This window comes from Terrabacter sp. RAF57 (assembly GCF_052113925.1).
GTDB lineage: Bacteria > Actinomycetota > Actinomycetes > Actinomycetales > Dermatophilaceae > Terrabacter.
In genome coordinates this window covers 1-21,488 of record NZ_JBFRDT010000024.1, presented here as the reverse complement: position 1 = coordinate 21,488, position 21,488 = coordinate 1, and the positions used below count along the sequence as shown (strand labels likewise).

Here is a 21,488-nt window from a genome sequence, read left to right as displayed (position 1 = left end):
GAGTCATGTGTCGCGCCCCATCGTGCATCTACCCACCCCACACGACCACTTCTCGCCGAGAACCGGCTCTGCCGTCATGACCGTGATTGACGGTCTGGCCGCTGCCGCACCAGCAGCGCAGTCTCACGCGGTGCTGGTCGCCCGCACCACCTACCGCGAGCGCTACGAGTCGGCTCGGGCGCTCGAGTACGAGCCGGGACCGTACGTGTCAGCGCCCGCTGCACGCGCCGATGCCGTCGCGGCAAGGGCCGGGTGGGGCAAACCCTTCCTCGAGCACAGCATGGGCGATGCCATGGACCACGTGCCCGATGATGCGGCCGCGCTCATGATCCACAACGGCCCTTTTCTGGCCAGACACGCGCCAAAGCAGATTCCGACGATTCTCTACGCGCACAACGAAGTTCTGCCTGGTGCGGTCCCCTGGGTCGCCAGTCGGGCCTGTCACGGTTTTGAGGGAGTGGTGGCGGTGAGTTCGTGGTTGGCAGAACGCCTCGCGCCTCGAATGCCTGCACGTCTGCGTCAGAACGTCCAGGTCGTGCTGAACGGCGTCGACACCACCGCCTTCTCTCCCAGCGAGCGCAGCGGTGACAGGGATCGCGTGCGGGTGTTGTTCCTCGGGCGTGTCGTGAGGGAAAAGGGTCCTGATCTCGTTCTGTCGGCCTGCCGGCTTCTGGCCCGTCACGACCTGGAGGTCAGGATCGTCGGGAGCGCCGGCTTCTCGCCGGGAGGCGCTTTGAGCAGCTACGAGCAGATCCTGCGCCGCACGGCAGCGGACCTACCCGGGGCCGTTTCCTTCGTGCCCTTCACCGAGCGCTCCGAGGTCGCCGCCCACTACCGGTGGGCTGACATCGTCGCGCTGCCCTCACGTTGGGATGACCCTTGTCCCCTGACCACGCTCGAGGCCATGGCGTGTGGAGCAGCGACCATCGTCGCCGACTCAGGGGGGATGCCCGAGTGCGCCGGTGACGGCGCGCTCGTCGTACCCAAGAACGACAGCTCGCGCCTGGCTGAGGTCATCGAGGCCCTCCTCGACGACCAGACGCTACGTCAGCAGTGGGGAGAGCGCGGCAGGCAACGGGCCGAGCTGCTCAGCTGGACGACCGCGTCGGCGAAGCTCACCTCCACGGTCAGCGCCTTCGCGACGTGAGCCGTCCGATGACCCAGACACGCGACCTCGTCACTGTCATTGTGCCTTTCCACAATTGTCGAGACTTCCTGGGTCACGCGATCTCGAGTGTGCTGGCGCAGTCGCACCAGGACTGGGAGCTGATCCTCGTGGACGACGGGTCGACCGACGACAGCGCCGAGGCCGCTCTGCCGTTCCTGTCCGACGGTCGAGTCAGCCTGGTGAGGCAGCCGAATGCAGGCGCCGGCGCCGCGCGCAATGCCGGCTTCGCCCGTGCGTCCGGCGCGTCCACCTTCGTTGTCTTCCTCGATGGTGACGACGTGCTACCACCCGAGTTCCTCGTCAGAGCGATCGAGCAACTCGCGTCGCGGCCGGACTCGACTGCTGTTCGCACCACCGCCGTCTTGGTCGATGCGGACGGGCACCGCATCGAGGCCGCAGATTTCGCGACGCACATGAACACCCGCCGAGTGCTGGACGGCCGGCGTTTCGTCCCGCTCGAACCCTCCCGCGACATCACGTTCCTCGAGCTGTTCGACCAGAGCCGCCTCTACCCACCTGCCTGCGCCCTCATTCGTACCGAAGCCGTCAGGACTGTCGGCGGCTTCGCCTCTCACCTTGCCGGCGCCGAGGACTGGTACTTCTTCATGCGTTTGGCGCGACTCGGTCCGATAGCGGTGATGGATGCGCCGCAGGTCTCCTACCGTCGTCACTCGTCGAACGCCACTTCCGATCCTGTCCGGTACGTCCGGGCCGCCCGTCGGAACTGGTCCATGACGTACCACGCCCCTGACATCACCCGAGCTGAGAGGAGAAGCCTCTCCAAGGTGTGGCGCGCCCGCCAGCGCGACCTCGCCCAGGCCAAGTGGCACCTGGCTCTGAGCTCGCCGCGCTCCCGGCTCGGAACGCCTCGGCTTCGCCTCGCGGCTGAGTCCTGTGGCCACCTCCTGCTCTGGCGTCCGCCCAAGTTCTGGATGCGAACGGGCCTGAGGCGCGCGGTTGATGCGCCCTCGGACCCTCGCGTTGGCTACGGCTGGCACACCTAGCAGTCCGCGCCCGGAGCGGCCGGAGGCCGGAGCCCTACGTCACGGGACTGCTCGCCACGTCTCCAAGCTCGCGTCGGAGCGCCAGGTCGCGTCCGCGACGGCCAGCCAGCCGGCGTCGTCGACGACGCTGATGGAGACCTTGCCCTCGGCACCGTCGAGGGAGGTCTCGACACAGGCGCCGCCGGCAGCCTTGCCGTCTGACACCTTCGCGACCTCGACGCCGGCGCAGCCGTCGGCCACGCGGGCGACGTGGACCTCCGGGGTGCCGTCTACCTCGCGGGCGCCGACGGCGAGCGCGCCGTCGACGGTCGCGAGGGTGGTCCACGTCGAGCCGCCGTCGGTGGACCGGACGAGTCGCCCGTCCGCGCAGACGACGACGGCGCGCTTGGCGCTGACGCGGGCGAGGTCCACCACGGTGGTGGTGCCGCACGGGCGGGCGTCGGGACGCTTCGGGGTGATCAGCGTGGTCGACGCTCCACCGGGGACGCGTGACCAGCCGCCCTCGACGTCGCGTGGTCCGCGCCACGTCGTGGCGTCGTCGTCGGTGGCGTACTCCCCGACCGTGCACCCGCTCCCCTGGGCGCCGATGACGAAGCCGCGGTCGCCGGCGACCGGCTGCACGCGCCCGAGAGCGCGGGCGGGAACGGCGCGCTTGGTCCACGTGCGCCCACCGTCGTCGGTGACGCGAAGGCTCGCCCCGCCGTCCGGGCAGGTGCCGAGCGCTGCACGCCAGGCCCGCTTGCCGTCGAGAGCCGCGACGACCTCCGTCACGGGGGTCGCCTTCAGGTCAGGTGGGGCGGTCGTCGTGGGCGACGCATTGGGGACGGGGGCAATGACAGCCGACGCCGGAGTGGAGGCTCCCGCGGCGTCGGGCCGGAAGGCGAGCGCGACAAGGAGCACGTCGACGACGAGCAGGGCCAGCAGGCCCGCGAGCGCCACACGCCCCATCGATCGGTCCGACATCCATCGCATCACGGGCGACACTCTACGGATCATCTGGACGGAATCGCCGCATCTCGGGCAGGCGCACTAGGATGCGCGGGAGTGAACTGTCGGAATTGCCCGACTGGAGTCGTGTGACCAGGCGCGGCCGACGAGGAAGACACCACTGTGGAGCTGCAGGACTACCTGAACGTCATCAGGAAGCGATGGATGATCATCGCCGCCGTGGCTCTCGTCACCCTCGGCCTGGCGGCCGCGTACACGGCGCTGACACCGCGCACGTATGCCGCGACAACGCAGTTCTACGTCTCGACCTCGGGCGACGACTCCGCCTCTTCCCTGCAGCAGGGCAACACCTTCAGCCAGTCCAAAGTCAAGACGTACGCGCAGCTGCTCCAGACGGGGAAGGTGCTCAACCCCGTCATCGAGAAGTCCGGTGTCAAGACCACGGCGGCCGAGCTGGGTCCCCAGATCACATCCTCGATCCCGTTGGAGACCAGCCTCATCGACGTCACCGTCACGGGTAGCTCCCCGGACGCGGCGCTGCGCATCGCCCAGGCGCTCGAGGACGTCTTCCCGGAGATCATCGCCAACTACGAGAGCCGGTCCGGCAAGGAGAGCCCCGTCCAGGTGAGAGTGTCCGAGGACGCGCAGGCACAGACTGCGCCCGTGAGCCCTAAGCCGACGCGCAACCTTGCCCTCGGCCTCGTGCTCGGACTGCTCCTCGGCTTCGGCGTCGCCCTGCTGCGCGACGTGCTCGACAAGTCGGTGAAGTCCCAGCGCGACCTCGAGGCGGTCACCGACCGCACGATCCTCGGCGCCATCGCCTTCGACCCCGACGCGTCGACGCACCCCCTCATCGTCCAGGTCGACCCCCACTCACAGCGCGCCGAGGCGTTCCGCTCGTTGCGCACCAACCTCCAGTTCATCGACGTCGCCAACCCGCCGAAGTCGATCGTCGTCACCTCGTCGCTGCCCGGCGAGGGCAAGTCGACGACGACGGCCAACCTCGCCCTCAGCCTCRCCGAGACGGGCCTCAAGGTCGTCGTCATCGAGGGCGACCTGCGCCGACCGCGGCTGCTCGACTACCTCGGCTTCGAGGGCTCTGTCGGCCTCACCGACGTGCTCGTCGGCCGGGTCGAGGTCGACGACGTGCTCCAGCCCTTCGGCCGCACCGGCCTGCGCCTGCTCGGCGCCGGTCCGATACCGCCCAACCCGAGCGAGCTGCTCGGCTCCGCGAACATGGAGCAGCTCGTCGCCGACCTCGCCGAGCGCTTCGACTACGTCCTCATCGACGCCCCGCCGCTGCTGCCCGTCACCGATGCGGCCGTGCTCAGCACGATCGTCGACGGTGCCCTCGTCGTCGTCGGCGCCGGGGTGGCCCAGCGCGAGCACGTCCGTCGCGCCCTCGAGTCCCTCGAGGCGGTCAACGGCTCCCTGCTCGGCCTCATCCTCAACCGGGTCAAGACCAAGGAGCTCGGGGCGGGCTACGGCACCTACGCGTACGACTACCGCCCCGAGAGCGAGCGCCAGCGCGCCAAGGGTCTGGGCCGGGCGCGCAGGCGCCCCGCCGCAGGGCCCGACCAGGTCGGGCCGGTGAACCCTAGGTCGCCGGCCGTCGGTGACCGTAGGCCGCCCGAGCCCGGGCCCAACGCGCACGAGTCGAGTGCGGCACCGGGCGACACGACCGGAGGCGCAACTGTGCCCCAGCAGCAGAACGGGACCAAGCCCACCTTCCCCACGGACGACTCGATCTTCCGCTGAGGAGACACCGGACCCTCGCGGCACCGGACGCACGCACCAAGGACCCCGTCACCGTGGTGACGGGGTCCTTCGTCTGCGTTCAGCGGTCCGACTGCGCCCTCGACGACCCGGCCACGCTACCCAGCGCGGCGACGATGACCTCGAGGAACTCCTCGATGCCGTCGAAGGCCTCCGTGTGGACGCGAKCGGACCGTCCATAAGGGTCCACGACATCGATCTCCCCCACGTCCCGCGGGGCGATCGTGCCGCGCGCGGCGGCAGCTTCGGCGACGACCTGTGGCAGCCAGGGCTGGGTCGGCACGATCGGCCGCCACGTCTGGGAGGACCGGCACAGCTCGGCGAAGTCGCCCAGGGCGAAGATCCGGCGCATGGCCGACGGACGCACGCGCGCGACGTCACCGCGATGGGCCCGCGTCATCGTCAGGACCAGCTCGGCCCCCTCGACGAGCCGTGGCGTGAGCGCTCGCGCTGCGTAGCCCGTGACGTCGGCGCCGAGTCGACAAAGCGCCTCGCTCGTCTCGGTCTCGATGCCGGAGCCGACCACGGCACCGGTCCCGGCACTCTCGATCGGCACCCCCGCCTCAGGCAACAGCTGCCGCAGCCGCCGCTCGGCGTAGGGCGACCGGCAGATGTTGCCGGTGCAGACGAAAAGGATGCCGCGGGCGCGAGGAGAATCCCCGAGCATCTTGCCCCCTGTGGTCCGGTGTTCGTGGAGGTTCGATCCTAGGCGGCTCTCGGGTGGCGCCATCGGCAGAATGGCGGTATTGAGGCGGTTGTCTCACGAATCCCCCAACCAGGGGCACGCCTCACCAGATCGAGCTGGACCTGCGTCCCATGCCCCGGTAGTCCCAGCCGGCGTCGGTCCAGGCGCGCGGGTCGAGCACGTTGCGCCCGTCGATGATCCGCGGGGTCGCGACGAGCGACTTGGCCTGGGCGGGGTCGAGCTCGACGTAGTCCTTCCACGCCGTGAGCAGCATGACGAGGTCGGCGCCGGTGAGGGCCTCCTCCGCCGAGTCGACGATCTGGAGGTCGGGCCGCGCCAGGCGCACGGCGTCGGCGCCCGCGGGATCCGTCGCCACGACGTTGGCGCCGCGGCCCCAGAGGCGGCCGGCGATGTCGAGGGCGGGCGAGTCGCGCACGTCGTCGCTGTCGGGCTTGAAGGTCAGGCCTAGCACGGCCACCTTGACGCCGACGAGGCGGCCGCCGGCCATCTCGGAGGCGAGGTCGACGGCGTGGTCGCGGCGGCGCATGTTGATCGAGTCGACCTCGCGGAGGAAGGTCAGCGACTGGTCGACGCCGAGCTCGCCGGCCCGGGCCATGAAGGCGCGGATGTCCTTGGGCAGGCAGCCGCCGCCGAAGCCGATGCCGGCCTGGAGGAACTTCGAGCCGATGCGGTCGTCGTGGCCGATGGCCTCGGCGAGGCGCGAGACGTCCGCCCCGGACGCGTCGCACAGCTCGGCCATCGAGTTGATGAAGGAGATCTTCGTGGCGAGGAAGGAGTTGGCGGCGACCTTGACGAGCTCGGCCGTCGGGTAGTTGACGAGCAGCCGCGGGATGCCGGCCTCGATGATCGGGGCGTAGACCTCGTCGACGACGGCGCGGCCGATCTCGCCGCGATCGCGGTCGTCGGGCAGTCCGTAGACGACGCGGTCGGGGCGCTGGGTGTCCTGGACGGCATACCCCTCGCGGAGGAACTCCGGGTTCCAGACGACGACGGCGTCCACGCCGGCCTCGGCGAGCCGGTCGGCGACGGCCTGCGCCGTGCCGACGGGGACGGTCGACTTGCCGACGACGACGATCGGGCCGTCGGGCGACGGGCTCGCGTTGGCGATGATGTCCTCGACGGCGGTCCACACGTAGCTCATGTCCGCGGCGTAGCTGCCGCCGCGCTGCGGAGTGCCCACGGCGATGAAGTGGACGCGGGCGTCGGCGAGGGCGGTCTTGTCGGTCGTGAAGCGCACGGTGCCGTCCGCCACGCCCTGCCGCAGGAGCGGCTCGAGGCCGGGCTCGTGGAACGACGGCACGCCGGCGGCGAGCTTGGCCACCTTGCGCTCGTCGATGTCGAGGCCGACGACGTCGTGGCCGAAGTCGGCCATGCACGCGGCATGCACCGCTCCGAGATAACCGCATCCGATGACCGAGATCTTCACGCCGGGCAGCATATCGAGCGCCGGAGAACGGCTGGTGGCCGTGACGTTGCCGGCGCTTCGATACTCTCGGCTCCATGCGCGTGCTCGTGACCGGCGGAGCCGGCTTCATCGGATCGAACTTCGTCCTGCGCGCCCGCGAGGTGCGGCCCGACTGGGGCCTGACCGTCATCGACTCGATGACGTATGCCGCCAACCGCCGTTCGCTCGCGCCGGTCCTCGCCGACCTGGGCGGAGACGGCTCGGTCGAGCTCGTCGAGGGCTCGGTCGCCGACGCGCCGCTCGTCGACCGGCTCGTCGCCGACCACGACGTCGTCGTCCACTTCGCCGCCGAGTCGCACAACGACAACAGCCTCGACTCGCCGTGGCCCTTCGTCGAGTCCAACGTCGTCGGCACCTTCACCCTCCTCGAGGCGATCCGCAGGCACGAGAAGCGCCTGCACCACATCTCGACCGACGAGGTCTACGGCGACCTCAAGCTCGACGACCACGAGCGGTTCACCGAGAAGACGCCGGTCAACCCTTCCTCCCCCTACTCGGCCACCAAGGCCGGAGCCGACCTGCTCGTGCGGGCGTGGATCCGGTCGTTCGGCATCAGGGCGACGGTGTCGAACTGCTCGAACAACTACGGCCCGCGCCAGCACGTCGAGAAGTTCATCCCGCGCCAGGTCACGAACGTCCTCGACGGCATCCGCCCTAAGGTCTACGGGTCGGGGCTCAACGTGCGCGACTGGATCCACGTCGACGACCACAACGACGCCGTCATCGCGATCCTCGAGCAGGGCCGGCTCGGCGAGACCTACCTCATCGGCGCGGATGGCGAGCGCAACAACCTCGAGATCGTCGGGATGGTCCTCGAGCTGCTCGGCAAGCCGGACGACTGGTTCGAGCACGTCGACGACCGTCCCGGCCACGACCTGCGCTACGCCATCGACGCGACGAAGCTGCGCCTCGAGACGGACTGGAAGCCGCGCTACGGCGACGTGCGCGCCGGCCTCGAGGCGACGATCGAGTGGTACGCCGCCCACCGCGAGTGGTGGGAGGCCGCCAAGGTCGAGTCCGAGCGCACCTACGCGCGGCTCGGGCGATGACCGCCACCGCGGGTGGTCCGGAGGGCGCCGGGCGCGCCCTCGTCACCGGAGCAGGCGGGATGCTCGGGCACGACCTCGTCCCGGCACTGCGGGCAGCCGGTTGGGTCGTCACGGGGCTCGGTCGCGGTGACCTCGACGTCACGGAACCGGCTCAGTGCGTGGCCGCGGTGGACGGGCACGACCTCGTCGTCAACGCGGCCGCCTACACCGCCGTCGACGCCGCGGAGACGGACGAGGCGGCCGCCTTCGCGGTCAACGCCGTCGGTGCCGCCAACGTGGCCCGCGCGTGCTCGCGCGCCGGCGCACGCCTCGTCCACGTCTCCACGGACTACGTCTTCGACGGCACGGCCACCGAGCCGTATGCCGTCGACCACCCCGTCGCGCCGCGCTCGGCCTACGGCCGCACCAAGGCCGCGGGCGAGTGGGCCGTGCGGGCGCTGTGCCCCGAGTCGTGGGTCGTGCGCACGGCGTGGCTCTACGGTGCGGGCGGCCCGAACTTCGTCTCGACGATGCTGCGCCTCGCGGGTGAGCGCGACAGGATCTCCGTCGTGGACGACCAGGTGGGGCAGCCGACGTGGACGGTCGACCTCGCCGACCTCATCGTGCGTCTCGTGACCGGCGACACGGCATACGGCATCCACCACGGCACGGCGAGCGGGCGGACGACGTGGTTCGGGCTGGCGCGGGCCGTCTTCGAGCTGAGCGGGCTCGACCCCGAGCGGGTGTTGCCGATAAGAACTGACGTCTCCTCACGTCCTGCTCCCCGCCCACCGTGGAGCGTCCTGTCGCACCTGAGCATCGAGCAGGCGGGCATCGCCCCGATCGGCGAGTGGCGACATCAACTCGCCATTCGCTGCGCGACAAGCGCGCCGTGATGCGTGCTGTAAAGTCGACCCAGCCCCCCGCCCCGCAGGTGCAAGCCCCATCACTAACCAGAGGTCAATAGTGGTTACGTCACACACTCGGCCACGAAAATTGAACTCTCAAGAAATTCAGCGGATAAAACCACCTTCAGACCAGGGGGCCGTCCTTCAGATTCGCTGGCCATGGTGGCTTCATCCAGCCGCAGCTCTCCTGCTCTTAGCCGGAAGCACGTTGGTGCTTGCGGCCCTTAGTTCAGACGAGGTCTATAGGTCGGCTTGGGGCACCCCAAAATACCTTACGGTAGATCTCACTCTCATCTTGGCACTTGGATTCGGCGCATTCGCATTGGCTATCTTAGGGGTCTCGAACATCTCGATGACCCCACGCACGTCAACCCTGTCGCTCAACCCATCACAGTTGAGGTACTTGAACCGCACGTACACAATCCTATTTTGGCTCGCGATATTCGGATACGCGGCCTGGACGATCGCGGGGGGACTGGGCGGCGTCAGTCTGAACAACTTGCGAGCCGTCTTTGACAGACAGCTTGGCGCCATCAGTGATCTGAAGTCCGCGGCAAGGCCGATTGCGGGCCTTACAACGTTGACACAGTTAGCGCCGCTTTGCTGCGCAGTCGGTGCACTCCTTCTCCGCATGGGACAGGGGCGGCGTGGATTCTGGCTCCTCGTCGCGCTCGCAGCGGCGCGCACCCTCCTATACGCCGAACGGCTTGCCATCCTTGAAGTAGTAGTTCCAATCGTCGTGATCTATATCCTAACCCCTGGCGTCGACCCCAAGTCCACTCACCGCACATTTAAACGCAAGCGGCACGCGCCCGCCGTAGCACTACCCTTGATATGGGCGCTATTCGCCGCGTCCGAATACACCCGGAGTTGGGTCTTCTATCAGTACACCACGCATCAGACATTCCCAGAATGGGTTACCTACCGGCTCCTAGGCTACTACTCCACCGCATATAACAATAGCGCACTCTTCGCACTCAATAGGGAAGGTCACGACCTGCCACCCTACTTTACAATCGACGCATTCTGGAATGCACCTGGTATCAGCAAGCTCTTCACCCCGCCCGACGTGCCGTTATGGTGGGGCACTGTTCTTCAACAGAATGGTAACCCGGAATACAACAGTGTCGGTTCTTTCTTGACCTCTTACGCAGAACTAGGCATAATCGGCATGCTGATTTTCTGGATACTGGCGGGTCTGGCGGTGGGACATATATTCAAACGGTCCGTTGAGGGAAGACTGGCAGCGCTCCTCTTGTACTCAGTTCTCTATATTGGCATCCTCGAGCTTCCGAGATACATATATTGGGCACAGGGCCGCTTCACCCCCGGTGTGATCGCCCTACTCATTTTCGCCATCAAGTACCCAAGAACCACCTCCCGGGAGCCCGCCGCACGCCCATGGCGTGAGCCACGTGGGCGGCAAAATCGCACGAGAGTCGCATCCTCTATTAACAAAGAACCGAGCGCTTCCTCCGGCGCGCCCGGTTTGTAGGCCAGCTGGCAACGGTCGCGACACGACGGATCGAATCTTCGGCTTACCATGAACCAATCACAGTATTGGGATAGCGTATGCGAAGCTCTAGCAGAGCCCTGCGTGGTACCCCGCCGAGCAGTATACAGCCGACTTAGAAATTGGTCCGGCCCCGGATTTCAGGTTCCGATGTGTGACATTCCATGGCCTTTGATAGCAATTCCCAGCCATCCCTCAACACGACCTAAGAACTCTGCGAAGCTGACTAGGCTTGCTCCGAACCGCCCACGAAGGAGTTCTCCTGTGCCCCTCGCGAGCGGTCCCATCAATCTTGGCGCAGCCTTGGACCATATGTAGTTCTTCCGCAGCACGCGGCCAGTGCCTCTCCCATATGATCTTGCCTTCCACGCGTTCCTTGGTGTCGTACTAGAATGAGATCTCTCTCGGATCACCACGCTAGGCAAATATTCTAGGTCGCCGCCGTCAAAGCGAAGCATTCTCAGCAAAAGATCAGTCCCTTCGCCGGAGCGCCAGGGCGTGCCGCTGCCTAAACCTAACGATTCATCAAAACCACCGACAGCAAAGAAGACCGAAACGCGCAGAAATAAGGCTGCCTCGATAGCATTCCTCCAAACATTGTCCGCATTGAGCACTAGCGGCGAAACAGAGAATTTCGTGCGCACCCCCAAATCACTCTCGAGACAACCGGAAATTCCCGCAAGGCCGCCGGACTCAATCGCACCTACGGCAGTGAGGAACGCACCTGTGGTGAATTCGCAATCATCGTCAGTTACCGCCACAACGTCGCACCGTTCAAGGGCCGCGATTCCTGCATTCCGCGAGCGAGACAGACCTGGCGGGCAGGTGACCATCCGTACGGGAAGAACTCCTGACCATCTTTCGACCACTGCAGACGATCGGAGCTCAGGCGACTGGTCTACTATGATTACGTCCGAGACTGGATAGTTCTGCTCAGCGATTGAAGACATGAGTCTGTCTAGACCATCGCTATGGCCCAAGGTCGCAATGACTACACCCAGCCTCACCTAGCGCCAACTTCCATCAAATAGATGTACAGGACGGATGGGCTGCTGCAGCCCTGATATGCTTTAATCATGCGTCTTAGACTACTTCTCGTAAACGCAATCATCATGAGGGAACTGGTGCCGATATCATGGAGATCCATTCTTCTGCGCCGGTTGGGATTCAATATCGGAGCGAGGACCTATATCGCCTCAGGGTGCCGCTTCAAAGGGGTCAGCCTGTCCACCGGAACTGATTGCTTCATAAATCACGATAACTATATCGACTCTGGCGAGGTTACCATAGGCAGTGGCGTGTTTATTGGTCCCGGCTGTACACTCATATCACGCGATCACGCCTTGGGAGGTCCAGAACGACGGGCAGGAGACAACCGAGACACGCCGATCCGTATCGGAAGCGGATCTTGGATCGGTGCAAATGTCACAGTCCTTGGCGACGTTACTATCGAGAGTGGGGTCGTGGTTGCCGCCGGCGCTGTGGTTACAGGGGATCTCTCTTCGAACGGAATATACGGCGGAGTCCCAGCTCGACTAATTCGCAAACTCTGATTACCCGACACTCTGACCTAGGGCATATTCGCTCGCGCGACCGCGCGCAGGATCTCTGTTCTGCCATCGCTGCGACGCGAAGCAGACGACAAAACTGCGCGGTTGTACCTCGCCCTCTCTGTCTGAGACTCCAGCAATCCACTGAGTTGGGCACGCACTACGTCAGGGTCAAAGGCCCTGGAGTTGTGCACGTACTCGGATAGACCCAGGTCGTCGAAGGCGCCAAACCCTTTTCGCTCGTATGCCAAGTGTATTACGAAGTGGCCCTCTGACAGTGCCATCAGGGCAGCATGGAGGCGCATTGCCACGACCACACGCGGCGTGGTCTCGCAGAGCAAAGAATCTGCGTCCAGAATAGCCTGCGGATTTAGCTGACTCGTAGCGGCACGGTCATCGTTACCCCCCACCGTGCTTTGGATGAACGCATCGTACCGGTGGATCCCCCGCGCCAACGCCAATACGGCTGGTGGAACTGTACCTCGTACGGCGCGCACGCTGAGAACGGGAATCAGATTGATATCGTGCCCACCCGTGAGCCTCGAGGTTCCGAGGGCTGCCAAATCGGGAACTCGGCGGCTGTTATGGAGGTTGATCTCCCGCATCGTCCTGTCATCCCGTGCATACACGACATCGAGTCGTGACAGCAGAGGAATAATCAGCCTTCGGGAACCGAACCGGAGAGGGCCGATGCTTTGTGGCAGATAGACACTCGGTGTAGTCGAAAACGCGGCCGCAGCAATTTGGGGACCCATGACCACAAGCATCTTTATCATTTCCAGAAGATGCCCTGCTCGCAGGTAACCACCACCCACTCCCACCACTAGGTCGAAGCTATTGATTTTGGTGAGGACCCGCAAATACTCGCGACTATACCCTCGCCAGCTCGGCTTGGAGTTTACTACTCGGATGCCTAGTGTGTCAAAGGTTCTGGGATCTGACGCCGCCAGAGTGACGTCCAGGTCATCCCCCAGCGCCTCACTCAAGACTTGAAGAGAGTGTGTTACGAGTAGGCCATCGCCACGATTCTTCGCGCTATAGGCGTGGAGAATGAGGACTCTTCGTCTCATGGCAGCACCCGCCCGTAGATGTTCAGGTGCTTTTCGACGCTTTCATCCCATGAGAACTTCCTTGCCCATCCAGGTCCCTCAGTCCTGCATCGATGCCTGACTCCTGTATCCGTGACGCCGACCACGAGCGCGTCAGCCACTGCTTGGGGATCGTGCCCTTCAATCTCCAGCGAGGGGCCAGCCACCTCCTTCAACGACCCGGACCTGGTGCTGCAAACGACTGCACCCGCGGCCAGGGCTTCGAGCACAGGAAAGCCGAATCCCTCATAGTAGCTCGGAAAGCAAAACAGCTCCGCATTCCGAATGAGGTTCCTCTTCTGCTCTTCCGAAACGAAGCCTAGATAGGTCACGTGCGGCGAGGTCGCCATCGCCTCCATCGTGCGTTCGAAATTCCAGGCTGGGCGGCCTGCAATCACTAGACGCAGCCCAAGGGCTCGCACCGCAGGCGCCTCCATAGCCGTCACCAAGGATTCGAGGTTCTTTCGCGGCTCAATATTGCCCACGTACAACACGTATGGTGATGAGGCTGGTAGCTGGGAGCCTAAACTGGTCTCATCTATTGGGTTGAAGTATGAGGGGTCGATCCCATGGTGAATTACGGACAGCTTTTCGCGCGGATAGTCGAAAACCTCCGCGATGTCATCCGCGCTGCTTTGAGAAACAGTGACTACCGAGTCAACGTTACGCAAAGCCATTGACACGCGTCCGCGCCAGACACGCTCCTGATTCTTGGTGCGCGCCACTGAGATCCAGCGGCTGGCCACTCCATGGACTGTGAGCACCGAGGGAACGCGTGTTCTTAGGATGGGGCCCGTATCTGCCACATAATGGACGATGTCGTAGGTGCCTACACTATATCCGGCAAGCGATTCCCAAATTGCGTTCACTGGGGCCTTTGTTGAATGCCGAATGGACGTCACTTCTATCCCCGTTGCACGCAGTCCCGCGGCCAATTGGCGTGCATATGTCGTGTTACCGCCCACTTGCCTGTCCAGGATTCGTCCGGGCATTCCTATCTTCACTGAGCTRCTTCCTTGACTTGTGTAGAACGAGTGCTTCTGGACACTTGAATGTAGAGGCCGGCCGTCAAGAGAGCGAAGGCAAGCGCCTCTCCCAAAAGCGCTCCCGCGCCACCTCCCCGAACAGCTCCGAGAGGCGCCAGGACCAGAGCGGCCACGGCTCCGAGAAACCTCACCCGCGTGCTTCTCCATGACTCTCCAAGTAGCCGCAGAATGATGCCTGGCACCACTGACAGTGAAGCAAATAGGCGGTTGGCGACCGCCGCCAAGATGAGAGCACTTGCTAGGAGCCATGAATCTGCGAACACGGCAGTTCCCACAATATCGGGGAGCAGAAGGAGAGCCGCTCCGGTTAGAAGGACCGTGCAGGCTAGGATGAGCGACAACTTCAAGCTCTCGCGCTTCAAACTTCCCTCGATCGCACAGCGGTCCCTGAGTTGCCGCATATACACGGAACGAGCCCAGTTTATCATGACGCTGGTTAGACCCATTACAGAGATTGCGGCCTTGTATGCGCCAAGAGCATCATATCCGGCGACGCGTTGAAGCACGACTGCCGTGAGCGCTCCCGCCGAAGCGCCCATCAATGCCTCGAGGGCATAGGAGGAACTGTGCTTAAAATGCCTGCGCAGGAAATGCAAACCTCCCGAGACGGACAGGGGGTTCCTTCGACTTGATGTAAGACCTACTAGCGCTGAGATCCACGCAGCTACGGCGAAAGCCAAGGCGGAGTCGTGTGGTGACCCACCGGCGAACGCCAGGAGTGATCCAGCGCCCAGCAAGGTCAAGTTCGCGATGTCTAGCACGAACATACGTTCCAATCGCCCATGCTCAAGACAGACAAACCTAACGGCGTCCTGAAGGGCGAGTGCCGGCGCAGCGCAGGCGGCAAACAACGCCCACGCCTGTAGGTCGTGAATCAGAAAGGATACCAACACTAGGAAGGCGCCGATACCAAGTCCAACGAGGAGCGAGGCGAGCAGTGGTGAGTCCCCCAGCTTCGCTCCTCGCGCCATCAGGGTCTCGCCCACGATAGCCCGGCTGACACTCAGGACAAGTTGGCAGAGCGTCCAGAACATCACGAACTGTCCGAAAGCAGAAGGAGTCAGGGCGTGCGCGTTGATACTTAGGATTGCAATATTGCCCAAGCTGATGGCCAGTTGATCAAGAAGGCCAAGCGGGGCTCGTTTTGCAATGGGGGGTCGCAAAGCTCTTGTCCTCATTTAGGGAGCTCCAGCGGCCGTCGTCTTAGCAATCGCCGCTCCGCAACTTCTATAGTGGCGGTCTAGCAAAGCGCCCCACTCACTCTCGTCCTCAAGTCCTTATCTCACTTTCAGGGAAAGGCTGAGCACTCAAATTGCATCAGCGGATCTATTTCTTGGCTAGATGCCTGTATTACGAGCGAGCAATCTCAGAGTAGACGGCAGTCATCTGTTCGTAAGCGACCTGAGCCGAGAACTGCCTCGTCACCACGTCTGCGTTCTTACGCCCTTCCACCGCCCTCCTGTCTGGGGAGTCCAGTCGCGAAGCGATCAGTGTCGCGAGTCGGTCAGAGTGCCGGAGCTCAACCACCGCCCCTTGACCCAGCCGGTCCAGCAAACCACCAACGTCGGTCCCGACGACAGAGCGTCCCATGGCCATTGCCTCCAAAGGGACCAGTGCTGCGCCCTCCCAACGGGAAGGCAGGGCCACGACATCGCTGGCTGCATACCAGTCGCGTGGGTCTTTGGTGCCTCCCGCAAACGTCACGCCGGGTACCCCGCGAGACATGGTGCGGAGGTCGGCTTCAGCCGGTCCATCGCCGACGAGCACGAGGAGGGCATCTGGGTGTGATTGGAGAATTTCGGGCCAGATGCCAAGCAACAGGTCCTGCCCCTTCTGCTTGGCGAGTCTTCCGACGCATGTAACGAGCGGCCTGCCGGGCTCTAGGCCCAAGCGTGCTCGCGCCTCGTGTTGGGAGCGTGGCTGCCAGTACGTGGTGTCTACGCCATTTGCGACAGTACGAATGTGTTTGATGCCTGCAGTCACGCCCAGCTCCGACTCGGCCACACTTCCGCATATGACAAGATCGTGCCACCGGTCACACAAGCGCTCGAGCGTGAGTGCCGCCCTATCCAGCCCTGGGGGTAGTGCCTCAAAGGACCATGCGTGAGGCTGAAAGACTGTCGGTATGGATCCTCGAAGGCGAGCACGACCTACTAGTCCAGCCTTCGAGCTATGCAGGTGTACAACATCGGGTTTATAGTGCGCCACGATCGTTCCGAGTTTGCGCTGGCTGGCGACGAAGCCCGAGAGCGGGAGCCTGCTGGCTTCCCACTCGTAGAACTTGACTCCAGCAGCCGCTAGCTCGTCACGACCCTGAAAAGTTGCAGGGGCTGCAACCGCGGATTCGATCCCGAGCCGAGTTTGATGCGAACTCAAACCAGTGACCACCCGCATCACCCCGCCATCAGATGGCTGCGTGAGATGCAGAATCCTCATTGCAGGCATCCCCTAGAATTGCGAACAGTTCGTGAACCTCCTTGGACGTCAGTACGCACCTCGACCCCTCGCAACAGCAAAGACTGTTCGCCAGATAACCGCTAGATCAAGCGAGAGCGACCAGTTCTCGACATAATAGAGGTCCATACGAACCGCTTGATCCCACTCGACATCGTTGCGTCCGCTCACCTGCCACAACCCGGTCATGCCGGGCTTAGTCTTAAGGCGCCGAGCGTGCGTCTCTGTGTACGTGCTGACTTCTTGAGGACGCTGCGGCCGGGGCCCAACTAGGCTCATGTTGCCTTGGATTACGTTGAGGAGTTGCGGGAGCTCGTCGAGCGACCAGGTGCGCAGGAACTGCCCGATCGGCGTTACGCGCATGTCGTTTTTGATTTTCACCAGTGGCGGCAGGAAGCCTTGCTCTTCAGCCATCTTGACCAGATGAGCATCAGCACCATCGCTCATCGAGCGGAACTTCCAGATTTCGAACTCGGCACCATTCAGCCCGACACGAGTCTGACGAAAGAAGACCGGACCAGGGCTCGTCGCCTTTACGGCGATGGCGATCAAGACAAATAGGGGTGCCAAGAGTGCGAGGGCAATGGAAGCGAAGACTTTGTCAAAGACGTCCTTGACAGTCCGCATCGCCCCKGCATAGCGGGGGCCTTCCACATAGAGAAGGGGAAGGCCCTCGATGGGTCGCGTGTGCACCCTAGGTCCGGCGATGCCGCTCAGTGAGGGTGCCAAGATGAGGTCGGCCCCCACAGACTCGAGCGACCACATGAGCTGACTCAGCTGGGCCGGTGAGAGGTGCGCGGACGCAGAGACAACGACCGCGTCGATATCGAGCTGGCGAGCCAGACGTGCGACGTCCTCCGACAGGGTCTCGCTGTCCTGCACCGACACTTGCCCGACGACAGTAAGCCCAGACGTGGGCGAGCCGCCGATGTGCTCGGTTACACGTCCTATGTCGTCCAGCCCTTCGACGGTCAGCACTCTCGACGACGCGGCACCCTCAGCACGCATCTTCAGAAGCCGCTTGCGCCAGAACCACCGCGTGCTAAGCAGGGCCAGCGCTCCGAGCGGAAGAGCGATCACAACGTAGCTGCGGCCAACCGCGTACTGGAGGAAATAGGCCACGAAGCCTAGCCCCCCGAGCATCCAGACGAGACCGGCGATCACGCGCCTGTACTCCTCAGCGCCCGATCCAAGCACGCGCTTGTCTCGCGAGCCGTTGAGCCCGAGCACGACGGTCCAAGAACCGGCGATTACGACACTGAGCAACCAGTATGAAGGGGTAGCGATATCCCTGGAGCCTCCCGCGACAACATCCATGTCAACATTAGGCAAGCTAACTGCTTGGGCCACCAACGCTGCCATGAACGCCGTGATCAAATCTGAGGCTGCCAGTCGAGCACGTTCCACGCTCGCCCACCGATGGCGTGCGGCTGGCGCGGCAGTGACCGACTGATCGAGTGTTCGGCTGCTCAACTGGCTCGTGCCCCCTGGCTCTCCTGCTTGGCCGCCCCCTGATGGGGTGCGTAGAACTCCCACCGTCGGGATCACAGCACGCCTCTGGCTGCTCCGGAAAGGGGGGTATACGGCTAGTGTCTCATATGATCGATTCCTCCATGTTGCCCGTCAATGTCCGCGTGACGCGTCCGTGGGTGTGGATGCCGAGCTCAAGAAGCCCCGTCTGCGCGCGGTTCGCGAGCAGTGCCTCTCGGGTCGGGCAGGAAATCGAGGTGATCGGCCTCGTCCGGGACCTGCGGGTGCACGCTAGGCTGCGGGCGCCGGGAGCCTCCCGCGTGTTTGGCCTAGATATCCTTGCTGGAGGAGCCTGATGTACACCCCCAAGTTGAGCTCACGCCTGGGTGTCGAGGCGCTCGGGACCTTCTGGCTCGTCTTCATTGGTTGCGGCTCGGCCATCTTCAGCGGAAAGTTTCTCGTCAAGGCTCTCTCCGATGAGGCGCCCGTCAACTACGGCATCGGCTTCCTCGGCATCGCCATCGCGTTCGGCCTCGCCATAACGACCATGGCCTACGCCGTCGGGCACGTCTCGGGGGCGCACTTCAATCCCGCCGTGACGATCGGCATCGCGGTCGCGAAGCGCTTCGAGTGGCGCGAGGTGCCTGGCTACATCGGCGCCCAAGTCGTCGGCGGACTGCTCGCAGGCGGTGCGCTCGCCGGCCTGCTCTCCTCCACGGGTCGACGCGTCACGGGCAACCTCGCGGCCAACGGCTACGGCACTCACTCCCCCGGCGGTTTCGCACTCGGGGCGGTGCTCGTGGCGGAGGCGCTTGTCACTGCCTTCTTCGTCTACATCATCCTGGGCGCGACCAAGGATGACGCCCCGAAGGGCTTCGCCCCGCTCGCCATCGGCTTCGGGCTGATGCTCGCGCACCTCGTCGCCATCCCGATCAGCAACGCCTCGATCAACCCGGCCCGCTCGACGGCCGTGGCCTTCTTCAACGGCAACGGCGCTGTCGGCCAGCTCTGGGCCTTTTGGGTCGCACCGGTCGTCGGCGGACTCATCGCCGGCAGCACGTTTGCCTGGCTCACCGGCGAGCGTCGCGACGACATGGATATCAGCGGATCGACCGACATGGTGGAGAACGCCGCCGTGGACGACCACGGTCGCCCCATCCTCGACTGACGGTGGAGGTTCAGGCCTTGGCTGCGAACATCCCGAGTCGGTCCGCACTGAGCCCGGGAAAGACGGTGGCGGAGGCGAGCTGGGCCCGCTGCTCGAGGGCTTCGGCGAGGATCGTGCGGTAGTCAGTGGCACCGGCGAGGTCACCGTTGTTGAGGTTGGCCTCGGAGAGGCCAGGCCAGCGTCCATAGACCTTGCCACCCCGCAGCCCTCCACCCATGACGAGCGACACGTTGCCATGTCCGTGGTCCAGGCCACCAGAGCCGTTCTCGGCGACGCGACGCCCGAACTCGCTCAGGGTCACGAGCGTCACGTCGCTCATCTGCGCCCCGAGGTCCTGGTTGAACGCCGCGAGCGCCTGCCCGAGCTCGGTCAGTTGCCGAAACATCCAGCCGGAGTCGCTGGACCCGAGGCCGGAGTGCATGTCCCAGTTGCCGAGGTCGATGGTCGCCGCCCGCAGCCCGATGCGGGCCTTGATGAGGCGAGCGAGGTCGCGCAGGGCGTCGCCGACGGCTCCCTTGGGGTATGCCGCCCCGTTGGCCGGGGTGTAGCCGGCGGCCTTGAGGGGCGACATGGTCGAGAGCGCCCCGAGCGTCGCCTTCGCGGGTGCCGCGAGCGCGGCGGGTGCCCCCGCATACAGCGCGTTGAGCGCGGTGGTCCAGCGGGTTTGCTCAGTCGCGGTATCGGCCCCCAGAAGGCTGAACGTGTCGACCGTGCGGATCGCGACCTCCGGGTTGGGCCCAATCATCGACTGGGGCGTCGTGGACGTCCCGACCGCCGCGGAGGCGAAGGTCGAGACCGGGCCGCTCAGCCCGATCATGCGGTCGAGCCAGCCGGTGCGCAGCGTCGAGCCCGGGGCGGCGTTCTCCATCGTGGCCATGGCGTCAAAGTGCGAGCGTGTCGGGTTGACCTGGCCGACCGCGTGGACGGCCGCGAGTCCGCCGGCGTCCCAGATCGGCTTGAGCGGCGCGAGGGCGGGGTGCAGCCCGAACATGCTGTCGAGCCTGATCGCCCGCGAGGCCGGAATTGCGATGGTCGGCCGCGCGGCGAAGTACGCAGGGTCCCCGACGGGGGCCACCGCGGACAGGCCGTCGAAGCCGCCGCGGAGGCTGAGGATGACGATCGTGTCGCCGGTGTAGGCCGTCCCGGCGAAGGCGAGCTGCGTGGCGGCACTGGGGCCGGCCACGCCAACGACGGCGCCGAGCGCGCCGAGCGTCGACGCGCCCGCGAGCAGCGTGCGGCGTGAAACGCGCGAGGTCAGCGCCTGCCCTTGCGGGCAACCGCAACCTTCAGCCGGCACGGCGTCGTCGACGTCCTCCGGTGTGGAGCCGGGCAGGGCCGCGGTCAGGTCCGTGGGCGTAATGGTCATGGTGGTCCTCAGCGGGTCGCGAAGTTCGGGGAGTTGAGCAGCAGGGCGACAACGTGGGGCAACCGCCCCGTCAGGGCCGGCGCCCCTGCCTTTAATGCGTCGGTGGGAGCGTGGTCGACGAACCGGCAGATGGAGTCGCGCTGGGCGGTGGTCAGTGTGATGAGCAGCTTCGCGGCGAGCGCGTCGACGAGGGCGGCATACGTCGTCGGCTGCGGTGACGGGACGAACGAGCTCAGGGCAGGGCGCTTCATCGACTGCATTGTCCAGCCACCGGCGAGGCGCAGGTGGAAGTTCCAACGGTTGAGCGTGCCCGACGCGCCGTTCCAAGCAGCGGCGACGTCTGGGTAGCCGTTCGGCGCGGGCCAACCCATGGGCGACTGCCCAAACGAACTCATTAGCGAGTAAAGCGTCCTCAAGTCGCTGCTGGTGGTTCCGATTGGGATCGGTTCCGGGGTCGACCCCAGGATGCGACATGACGCGAGGGCGTCCTCGTAGGGGGTGCGGATCTTCTGGCCCGCCGAGGCGACGAACTCGGGGGAGAGGAAGAGGGCTCGCAGCACCGGAGCGATGGCAGTGCCGTTCGCGAGGTAGACCTGCGCGAGCTTGGTGACGAGGGTGGCCGCGGGCGTGTCGGAGACGTAGCGGGTCACGAGCTTCGTCGCGATGCGGGTCGCCGTCGCCGGGTGGTTCGCCAGGTAGTTGAGGTAGAGCGTCGCGACGGCGCTGCCGTTCTCGGGCGTCGCGTTCGGGTCGCTCCAGGCGAGCACCTTGACGGTCCCGACGTGACGACGGTTGGGCCGGTAGTAGTAGAGACCCGACTCGGAGTCGAC

General features: G+C 64.9%; 19 protein-coding genes. 8 read left to right on the top strand and 11 right to left on the bottom strand.

Annotated elements, in window-relative coordinates; all coding sequences use genetic code 11:
- Window positions 1-76 precede the first annotated feature (76 nt).
- Window positions 77-1,147, top strand: a complete 1,071-nt coding sequence (locus AB4Y83_RS20030; RefSeq protein ID WP_442297947.1) for a glycosyltransferase family 4 protein — start codon at window positions 77-79, stop codon at window positions 1,145-1,147.
- A gap of 8 nt (window positions 1,148-1,155) precedes the next feature.
- Entirely contained in the window at window positions 1,156-2,172 is a 1,017-nt protein-coding gene (locus AB4Y83_RS20025; protein ID WP_442297946.1) for a glycosyltransferase family 2 protein, read from the top strand.
- A 39-nt stretch (window positions 2,173-2,211) separates the two neighbouring features.
- Here the strand turns inward: AB4Y83_RS20025 and AB4Y83_RS20020 are convergent, their stop codons facing one another.
- Window positions 2,212-3,135, bottom strand: coding sequence for a hypothetical protein (locus AB4Y83_RS20020; protein WP_442297945.1), 924 nt, complete (start codon window positions 3,133-3,135; stop codon window positions 2,212-2,214).
- Window positions 3,136-3,282: 147 nt separating this feature from the next.
- On the opposite strand from AB4Y83_RS20020, the gene AB4Y83_RS20015 reads away from it, so the two are divergent.
- Entirely contained in the window at window positions 3,283-4,878 is a 1,596-nt protein-coding gene (locus AB4Y83_RS20015) for a polysaccharide biosynthesis tyrosine autokinase (RefSeq protein ID WP_442297944.1), read from the top strand.
- A gap of 79 nt (window positions 4,879-4,957) precedes the next feature.
- On the opposite strand, the gene AB4Y83_RS20010 is transcribed toward AB4Y83_RS20015, so the two are convergent.
- Window positions 4,958-5,563, bottom strand: a complete 606-nt coding sequence (locus AB4Y83_RS20010) for an arsenate reductase/protein-tyrosine-phosphatase family protein (protein ID WP_442297943.1) — start codon at window positions 5,561-5,563, stop codon at window positions 4,958-4,960.
- A gap of 121 nt (window positions 5,564-5,684) precedes the next feature.
- Window positions 5,685-7,028 (bottom strand): UDP-glucose dehydrogenase family protein, encoded by a 1,344-nt coding sequence (locus tag AB4Y83_RS20005; protein ID WP_442297942.1) that lies wholly within the window; start codon window positions 7,026-7,028, stop codon window positions 5,685-5,687.
- A gap of 74 nt (window positions 7,029-7,102) precedes the next feature.
- On the opposite strand from AB4Y83_RS20005, the gene rfbB reads away from it, so the two are divergent.
- The 3 genes from rfbB (at window position 7,103) to AB4Y83_RS19990 (ending at window position 10,498) form a co-directional block, all read left to right on the top strand.
- Window positions 7,103-8,116 (top strand): dTDP-glucose 4,6-dehydratase, encoded by a 1,014-nt coding sequence (gene rfbB, locus AB4Y83_RS20000; RefSeq protein WP_442297941.1) that lies wholly within the window; start codon window positions 7,103-7,105, stop codon window positions 8,114-8,116.
- Entirely contained in the window at window positions 8,113-8,991 is an 879-nt protein-coding gene (gene rfbD / locus AB4Y83_RS19995; protein ID WP_442297940.1) for a dTDP-4-dehydrorhamnose reductase, read from the top strand. The genes rfbB and rfbD overlap by 4 nt, the downstream gene beginning before the upstream one ends.
- Before the next feature lie 70 nt (window positions 8,992-9,061).
- Window positions 9,062-10,498, top strand: a complete 1,437-nt coding sequence (locus tag AB4Y83_RS19990) for an O-antigen polymerase (RefSeq protein WP_442297939.1) — start codon at window positions 9,062-9,064, stop codon at window positions 10,496-10,498.
- Window positions 10,499-10,656: 158 nt separating this feature from the next.
- Here the strand turns inward: AB4Y83_RS19990 and AB4Y83_RS19985 are convergent, their stop codons facing one another.
- Window positions 10,657-11,523: a glycosyltransferase family 2 protein gene (locus AB4Y83_RS19985; protein ID WP_442297938.1), complete on the bottom strand. Its 867-nt coding sequence runs from the start codon at window positions 11,521-11,523 to the stop codon at window positions 10,657-10,659.
- Between the two features lie 69 nt (window positions 11,524-11,592).
- On the opposite strand from AB4Y83_RS19985, the gene AB4Y83_RS19980 reads away from it, so the two are divergent.
- Window positions 11,593-12,069 (top strand): acyltransferase, encoded by a 477-nt coding sequence (locus tag AB4Y83_RS19980; RefSeq protein ID WP_442297937.1) that lies wholly within the window; start codon window positions 11,593-11,595, stop codon window positions 12,067-12,069.
- A 17-nt stretch (window positions 12,070-12,086) separates the two neighbouring features.
- Here the strand turns inward: AB4Y83_RS19980 and AB4Y83_RS19975 are convergent, their stop codons facing one another.
- The 5 genes from AB4Y83_RS19975 to AB4Y83_RS19955 all read right to left on the bottom strand — a co-directional run bounded on the left by AB4Y83_RS19975 (window position 12,087) and on the right by AB4Y83_RS19955 (window position 18,061).
- Window positions 12,087-13,136 carry a polysaccharide pyruvyl transferase family protein gene (locus AB4Y83_RS19975; RefSeq protein WP_442297936.1) on the bottom strand — a complete coding sequence of 350 codons (1,050 nt, stop codon included), beginning with the start codon at window positions 13,134-13,136 and terminating at the stop codon, window positions 12,087-12,089.
- Window positions 13,133-14,146 (bottom strand): glycosyltransferase family 4 protein, encoded by a 1,014-nt coding sequence (locus AB4Y83_RS19970; protein ID WP_442297935.1) that lies wholly within the window; start codon window positions 14,144-14,146, stop codon window positions 13,133-13,135. The genes AB4Y83_RS19975 and AB4Y83_RS19970 overlap by 4 nt, the downstream gene beginning before the upstream one ends.
- A gap of 8 nt (window positions 14,147-14,154) precedes the next feature.
- Window positions 14,155-15,186 carry a hypothetical protein gene (locus tag AB4Y83_RS19965; RefSeq protein WP_442297934.1) on the bottom strand — a complete coding sequence of 344 codons (1,032 nt, stop codon included), beginning with the start codon at window positions 15,184-15,186 and terminating at the stop codon, window positions 14,155-14,157.
- Between the two features lie 364 nt (window positions 15,187-15,550).
- Complete coding sequence (locus AB4Y83_RS19960; RefSeq protein WP_442297974.1) at window positions 15,551-16,594, bottom strand: glycosyltransferase; 1,044 nt, start codon at window positions 16,592-16,594, stop codon at window positions 15,551-15,553.
- Between the two features lie 90 nt (window positions 16,595-16,684).
- Window positions 16,685-18,061: a sugar transferase gene (locus AB4Y83_RS19955; RefSeq protein WP_442297933.1), complete on the bottom strand. Its 1,377-nt coding sequence runs from the start codon at window positions 18,059-18,061 to the stop codon at window positions 16,685-16,687.
- Window positions 18,062-18,479: 418 nt separating this feature from the next.
- Here AB4Y83_RS19955 and aqpZ point away from each other — a divergent pair, with 418 nt between their 5' ends.
- Entirely contained in the window at window positions 18,480-19,292 is an 813-nt protein-coding gene (gene aqpZ, locus AB4Y83_RS19950; protein WP_442297932.1) for an aquaporin Z, read from the top strand.
- Window positions 19,293-19,302: 10 nt separating this feature from the next.
- Here aqpZ and AB4Y83_RS19945 read toward each other — a convergent pair whose 3' ends face one another.
- Together AB4Y83_RS19945 and AB4Y83_RS19940 are read right to left on the bottom strand one after the other, a co-directional pair.
- Window positions 19,303-20,658 (bottom strand): DUF1501 domain-containing protein, encoded by a 1,356-nt coding sequence (locus tag AB4Y83_RS19945; protein ID WP_442297931.1) that lies wholly within the window; start codon window positions 20,656-20,658, stop codon window positions 19,303-19,305.
- Window positions 20,659-20,666: 8 nt separating this feature from the next.
- On the bottom strand, window positions 20,667-21,488 hold an 822-nt coding region (locus AB4Y83_RS19940), incomplete at its 5' end, for a DUF1800 family protein (protein WP_442297930.1).

Excerpts from the sequence above, each read along its gene's own strand:
- AB4Y83_RS20030 (WP_442297947.1), top strand. The coding sequence starts at position 77 with ATGACCGTGATTGACGGTCTGGCCGCTGCCGCACCAGCAGCGCAGTCT.
- AB4Y83_RS20025 (WP_442297946.1), top strand. The coding sequence starts at position 1,156 with ATGACCCAGACACGCGACCTCGTCACTGTCATTGTGCCTTTCCACAAT.
- AB4Y83_RS20020 (WP_442297945.1), bottom strand. The coding sequence starts at position 3,135 with ATGTCGGACCGATCGATGGGGCGTGTGGCGCTCGCGGGCCTGCTGGCC.
- rfbB (WP_442297941.1), top strand. The coding sequence starts at position 7,103 with ATGCGCGTGCTCGTGACCGGCGGAGCCGGCTTCATCGGATCGAACTTC.
- rfbD (WP_442297940.1), top strand. The coding sequence starts at position 8,113 with ATGACCGCCACCGCGGGTGGTCCGGAGGGCGCCGGGCGCGCCCTCGTC.
- AB4Y83_RS19980 (WP_442297937.1), top strand. The coding sequence starts at position 11,593 with ATGCGTCTTAGACTACTTCTCGTAAACGCAATCATCATGAGGGAACTG.
- AB4Y83_RS19975 (WP_442297936.1), bottom strand. The coding sequence starts at position 13,136 with ATGAGACGAAGAGTCCTCATTCTCCACGCCTATAGCGCGAAGAATCGT.
- AB4Y83_RS19970 (WP_442297935.1), bottom strand. The coding sequence starts at position 14,146 with ATGCCCGGACGAATCCTGGACAGGCAAGTGGGCGGTAACACGACATAT.
- AB4Y83_RS19960 (WP_442297974.1), bottom strand. The coding sequence starts at position 16,594 with ATGCGGGTGGTCACTGGTTTGAGTTCGCATCAAACTCGGCTCGGGATC.
- aqpZ (WP_442297932.1), top strand. The coding sequence starts at position 18,480 with ATGTACACCCCCAAGTTGAGCTCACGCCTGGGTGTCGAGGCGCTCGGG.
- AB4Y83_RS19945 (WP_442297931.1), bottom strand. The coding sequence starts at position 20,658 with ATGACCATTACGCCCACGGACCTGACCGCGGCCCTGCCCGGCTCCACA.